4 protein-coding genes are annotated in these 4,804 nt (G+C 68.5%); all 4 read left to right on the top strand.

The window, feature by feature from the left end; all coding sequences use genetic code 11:
• Positions 1 to 764: NADP-dependent phosphogluconate dehydrogenase (locus B2284_RS07200; RefSeq protein WP_286697331.1), on the top strand; the 764-nt coding region annotated here is incomplete at its 5' end.
• Between the two features lie 61 nt (positions 765 to 825).
• On the top strand, positions 826 to 2,148 hold the full coding sequence (recF, locus tag B2284_RS07195) for a DNA replication/repair protein RecF (RefSeq protein WP_136788225.1): 1,323 nt from the start codon (positions 826 to 828) through the stop codon (positions 2,146 to 2,148).
• The gene (locus tag B2284_RS07190; RefSeq protein WP_074045862.1) at positions 2,141 to 2,743 is read left to right on the top strand and encodes a DciA family protein; all 603 of its coding nucleotides are present in this window, start codon (positions 2,141 to 2,143) and stop codon (positions 2,741 to 2,743) included. The genes recF and B2284_RS07190 overlap by 8 nt, the downstream gene beginning before the upstream one ends.
• Before the next feature lie 379 nt (positions 2,744 to 3,122).
• Positions 3,123 to 4,804, top strand: a 1,682-nt coding sequence (locus tag B2284_RS07185; RefSeq protein ID WP_414646256.1) for a DNA gyrase subunit B, incomplete at its 3' end; no start/stop codon positions are given.

The following is a 4,804-nucleotide window of genomic DNA, read 5'->3' as shown; positions in this document are numbered from 1 at the left end:
AGGGCGACCTCGTCATCGACGGTGGCAACAGCAAGTGGTCCGACGACCAGGGCCACGCCGAGCAGTTCGCCAAGACGGGCGTGCACTTCATGGACTGCGGTGTCTCCGGCGGCATCTGGGGCAAGGAGAACGGCTACGGCCTCATGTGCGGCGGTGACGACGCCGACGTCGAGCGCATGATGCCGGTCTTCGACGCACTGCGCCCGGAGGGCCCCCGCGAGGAGGGTTTCGTCCACGCCGGTGAGGTCGGCGCCGGTCACTACGCCAAGATGGTCCACAACGGCATCGAGTACGGCCTCATGCACGCCTACGCCGAGGGCTGGGAGCTGCTCGAGGCGAAGGACATCGTCACCGACGTCCACGGCTGCTTCAAGGCCTGGACGCGCGGCACCGTCGTGCGTTCCTGGCTGCTCGACCTCATGGTGAAGGCGCTCGAGGAGACGCCGCACCTCGAGGGCGTCTCCGAGTACTCGACCGACTCCGGTGAGGGTCGCTGGACGCTCGAGGAGGCCATCGCGAACGCCGTCCCGATGCCGGTGCTCGCCGCCGCGCTGTTCGGCCGTTTCGCCTCGCGCCAGGAGAACAGCCCGCAGATGCAGGCGGTCGCCGCACTGCGCGGTCAGTTCGGCGGGCACGAGGTCATGCAGTTCGGTCGCGAGCCGTGGCGCGCCGCGAAGGAAGGCCAGGCCGAGGTCTCCGGCGCCGCCGAGCCGAAGAAGGACGCGGGCGCCGCGCGCCCAGGCGCTGCCCCCAACGAGCACTGATCGGCGTTCGCTGATCTGACGATTCGACCCCAGGGCATCCGAGCCACCGACCGAAAGCGCTGTGAGACTCCGCCATCTGTCGCTGCGTGACTTCCGCTCCTACACGGAGGCGGAAGTCGAGCTCGCTGACGGAGTGACCACATTCGTGGGCCTCAACGGCCAGGGCAAGACCAACCTGGTCGAAGCCGCCGGTTACCTCGCGACCCTGGGGTCGCATCGTGTCTCGACGGACGCTCCCCTCGTCCGCTTCGGAGCCGAGCGGGCGTTCGTGCGCGCGGCCGTCGTCCGTGATTCACGTGAAACAGTGCTCGAGCTCGAGATCATTCCGGGTAGGGCTAACCGGGCACGCATCGGACGCGCGGCCGCGGGGCGTCCCCGTGACATCCTCGGGTCGCTGCGAACCGTGCTCTTCGCGCCGGAGGATCTCGCGCTCGTCAAGGGCGACCCCGGGGAACGTCGCCGATTTCTCGACGACCTCCTCGTCGCGCGTCAACCGCGCTGGGCCGGTGCTCGTTCGGACTACGACAAGATTCTCAAGCAGCGCAACGCCCTGTTGCGCTCCGCCCAATCGGCGCTCAAGAAGGGCGCGCGAGGCGCTCGCCTCTCGGCGGATGAAGAGGTTTCACGTGAAACGGCGCTCGACACACTGGTCGAGTGGAACACGCACCTCGCGTCAGTCGGTTCTGCCCTCGTCTACGCCCGTCTACGGTTGCTGAAAGATCTGGCCCCCTACGTGGCCCAGGCGTACGACGAGGTGAGTGCCGGGCGTTCTGATGCGCGCCTCGCGTATGTGTCGTCACTGCCGGAGTCGACCGCGGCGCGCATCGCCTCGGGCGAGGTTCCGGAGCGCGACGAGCTCCAGAAGGCCTTTCATGAGGCGTTCGAGCTCCAGCGGACCCGCGAGATCGAACGTGGTGTCACCCTCGTGGGGCCGCACCGGGACGACGTCACCCTGACGCTCGGAGACCTGCCCGCCAAGGGCTACGCGAGTCACGGTGAGTCGTGGTCGTTTGCGCTCGCCCTGCGCCTCGCGGCCTTCCACCTGCTGCGTCATGACCTCGGCACCGACCCCGTCCTCGTCCTCGACGACGTCTTCGCCGAACTCGACGCGGGGCGCCGCGAACGGCTGGCCGACATGGTGAGCGACGCCGAGCAGGTGCTCATCACCGCCGCCGTTGAGGAGGACGTTCCCGCGCGGCTTTCCGGCCAGGTCTTCCACGTGACGAAGGGCCACGTCGCGCCTCGAGGCGATGGCTCCCTCGAGGAGGCGCCTGGCGGCGTCCAGACCGCGGCTCACCCCGGTGTGCCCGAGGCCGAGGACGCCCCGGATGGGCCCGCCCGTGATGCGGACGACCGTGATGACGGTGACGCGGCTGATGAGTGAGACCAGCGGCATCGATGCGGGGGCACCGGACGATCAGGCCCCGGGCACTGGCACTGGCACCGATAGTGCCGAGGCGCCGGTCGAGTCGAGCGCTGAGGACGAGCGCGCCGTCGCCGCGCGGTTGGCGCTCGCTCGGGCTCAGCGCAATGCCGCCGAGCGGGGTTTTCGTCCGGGCTCGCGTCCTGCGCCCCGGCGTTCCCGCTCGACGCAGAGCTTCACGCCGTCGTCGAATCGCGATGGACGCGACCCCCAACTCATCGACTCGACGATGAAACGCCTCCTGCTCGAGCGGGGGTGGAACGTCGACGTGGCAGCCGGCGCCGTCATGTCGCGGTGGGCCGATCTCGTCGGTGCGGGCGTGGCCGAGCACGCTCGGCCCCTCACGTTCGAGGACGGCGTGCTCACCGTGCGCGCGGAATCGACGGCCTGGGCCACGCAGCTGCAGCTGCTCACCGCATCCCTGCTGGCCTCCATCGCTGACGGTGTCGGTGAGGGCGTCGTCAACGAACTGCGGGTTGTCGGCCCGAGCGCCCCGAGCTGGGTGCGCGGCCCGCGTCGTGTCGCAGGACGCGGACCACGCGACACCTACGGCTGACGGCCGCGCCTGTTTCACGTGGAACCTTCCCGGTTTCGTGTGCAGAGCGCCTCCAGCGAAACCCCGCAGCATGTCCGCGTCACCCCGTCGACGCTGAGAGAGGAGCCCGAGGGAGGCCGGCCGAGCCAGAGGCCGATGAGTGCCCTCGAGGCCCCGGTCGACGATCCCCGGCACGTCGAGGCCTCGTTCCCGCGTGCACGAGGCCCTCTGGAGCGTTTCGTGGCTATGTTCTGAGCCGTGCTACCAGTAAGATGGACATAATTCGCACGTTGTATCGCGTCACGAGCCCGCACGCACGTCGTTGCGGGAGTCACGCCTCGGGTTTCCCGCTCCGAGAGCCGGCGCACTGCAACGGTGCCACGCACGGTGAAGGAGCACAGTGGCCGACAAGCCCAGCGACGACTCGATCGACCCTACGACGCAGGATCCCTCGCTCGCAGACGCGGCCGACGGCGCGTCAGAGCAGGTCGAGCAGCACGTCCGGTCCCAGATCGACACGGAGTACGACGCCGACGCCATCCAGGTCCTCGAGGGCCTCGAGGCCGTCCGCAAGCGGCCCGGCATGTACATCGGCTCCACGGGTGAGCGCGGCCTGCATCACCTCGTGTGGGAGATCGTCGACAACTCGGTCGACGAGGCCCTCGCCGGTCACGCGACGCGCGTCGACGTGACGATCCTGCCCGACAACGGCATCCGCGTCTCCGACAACGGCCGCGGCATCCCGACGGGCCGCAACGAGGCGTACGACATGTCGACCGTCGAGCTCGTCCTCACCCAGCTGCACGCCGGAGGCAAGTTCGGTGGCGGCGGCTACAAGGTCTCCGGTGGTCTGCACGGCGTCGGCAGCTCGGTCGTCAACGCCCTGTCGACGCGCCTCGAGGCCGAGGTGCGGCAGAAGGGCCACGTCTACCGAATGGAGTTCGCGGGCGGTGTGCCGCTCGGCGAGCTGCGTGAGGAAGAGGAGAGCGACGAGACTGGCACGACGATCACGTTCTGGGCGAGCCCGGAGATCTTCGAGACGACCGTCTACGACTTCGAGACGATCCGTGCGCGCTTCCAGCAGATGGCCTTCCTCAACAAGGGCCTGACGATCTCCCTCACCGACGAGCGTCCCGATGCCGTCGACGAGGGTGCTGCAGAGGAAGCTGCGGCCGAGGGTGCCGACGCCGCACAGGCTGACGAGGCCGCCGCGCGGGCGAAGAAGGGCAGGAGCGTCACGTACTGCTACGCGGACGGTCTGCTCGACTACGTCAAGCACCTCAACTCCTCCAAGCGCGCCGAGGTCGTCAACGAGGACATCATCGCCTTCGAGCACGAGGACGCCGAGCGCTACCTCTCGGTCGAGGTCGCGATGCAGTGGACGACGGCGTACAGCGAGTCCGTCCACACGTACGCCAACACGATCAACACGCACGAGGGCGGCACGCACGAAGAGGGTTTCCGCGCGGCGATGACGAAGCTCGTCAACGACTTCGCGCGCCGCGAGAAGCTGCTCAAGGAGAAGGACGACAACCTCACCGGTGACGACATCCGCGAGGGGCTGACGGCCGTCATCAGCGTCAAGCTTGCCGAACCACAGTTCGAGGGCCAGACGAAGACGAAGCTCGGCAACTCCGAGGTCAAGGGCTTCGTCCAGACCGCGGTGCGCGACGAGTTCGACCACTGGCTGCAGATGCACCCGCGAGAGGGCAAGGCGATCGTCAGCAAGGCCATCGCCGCCGCGTCGGCGCGGATGGCGGCCCGCAAGGCGCGCGAGACCGCGCGACGCAAGGGCCTTCTCGAATCGGGTGGGCTGCCGGGCAAGCTGCGCGACTGCCAGAGCAAGGATCCGTCGATCTCCGAGGTGTTCATCGTCGAGGGTGACTCGGCCGGCGGCTCGGCGGTCCAGGGGCGCAACCCGTTCAACCAGGCGATCCTGCCGATCCGCGGCAAGATCCTCAACGTCGAGAAGGCACGCCTCGACAAGGTGCTCGCGAACAATGAGGTGCAGGGCCTGATCTCGGGCTTCGGCACGGGCATCGGCGAGGACTTCACGATCGAGAAGGCGCGCTACCACAAGAT

This window comes from Dermacoccus sp. UBA1591 (assembly GCF_002322065.1).
Taxonomy (GTDB): Bacteria; Actinomycetota; Actinomycetes; order Actinomycetales; family Dermatophilaceae; genus Dermacoccus; species Dermacoccus nishinomiyaensis.
This window is presented reverse-complemented; position numbering and strand designations above follow the sequence as displayed.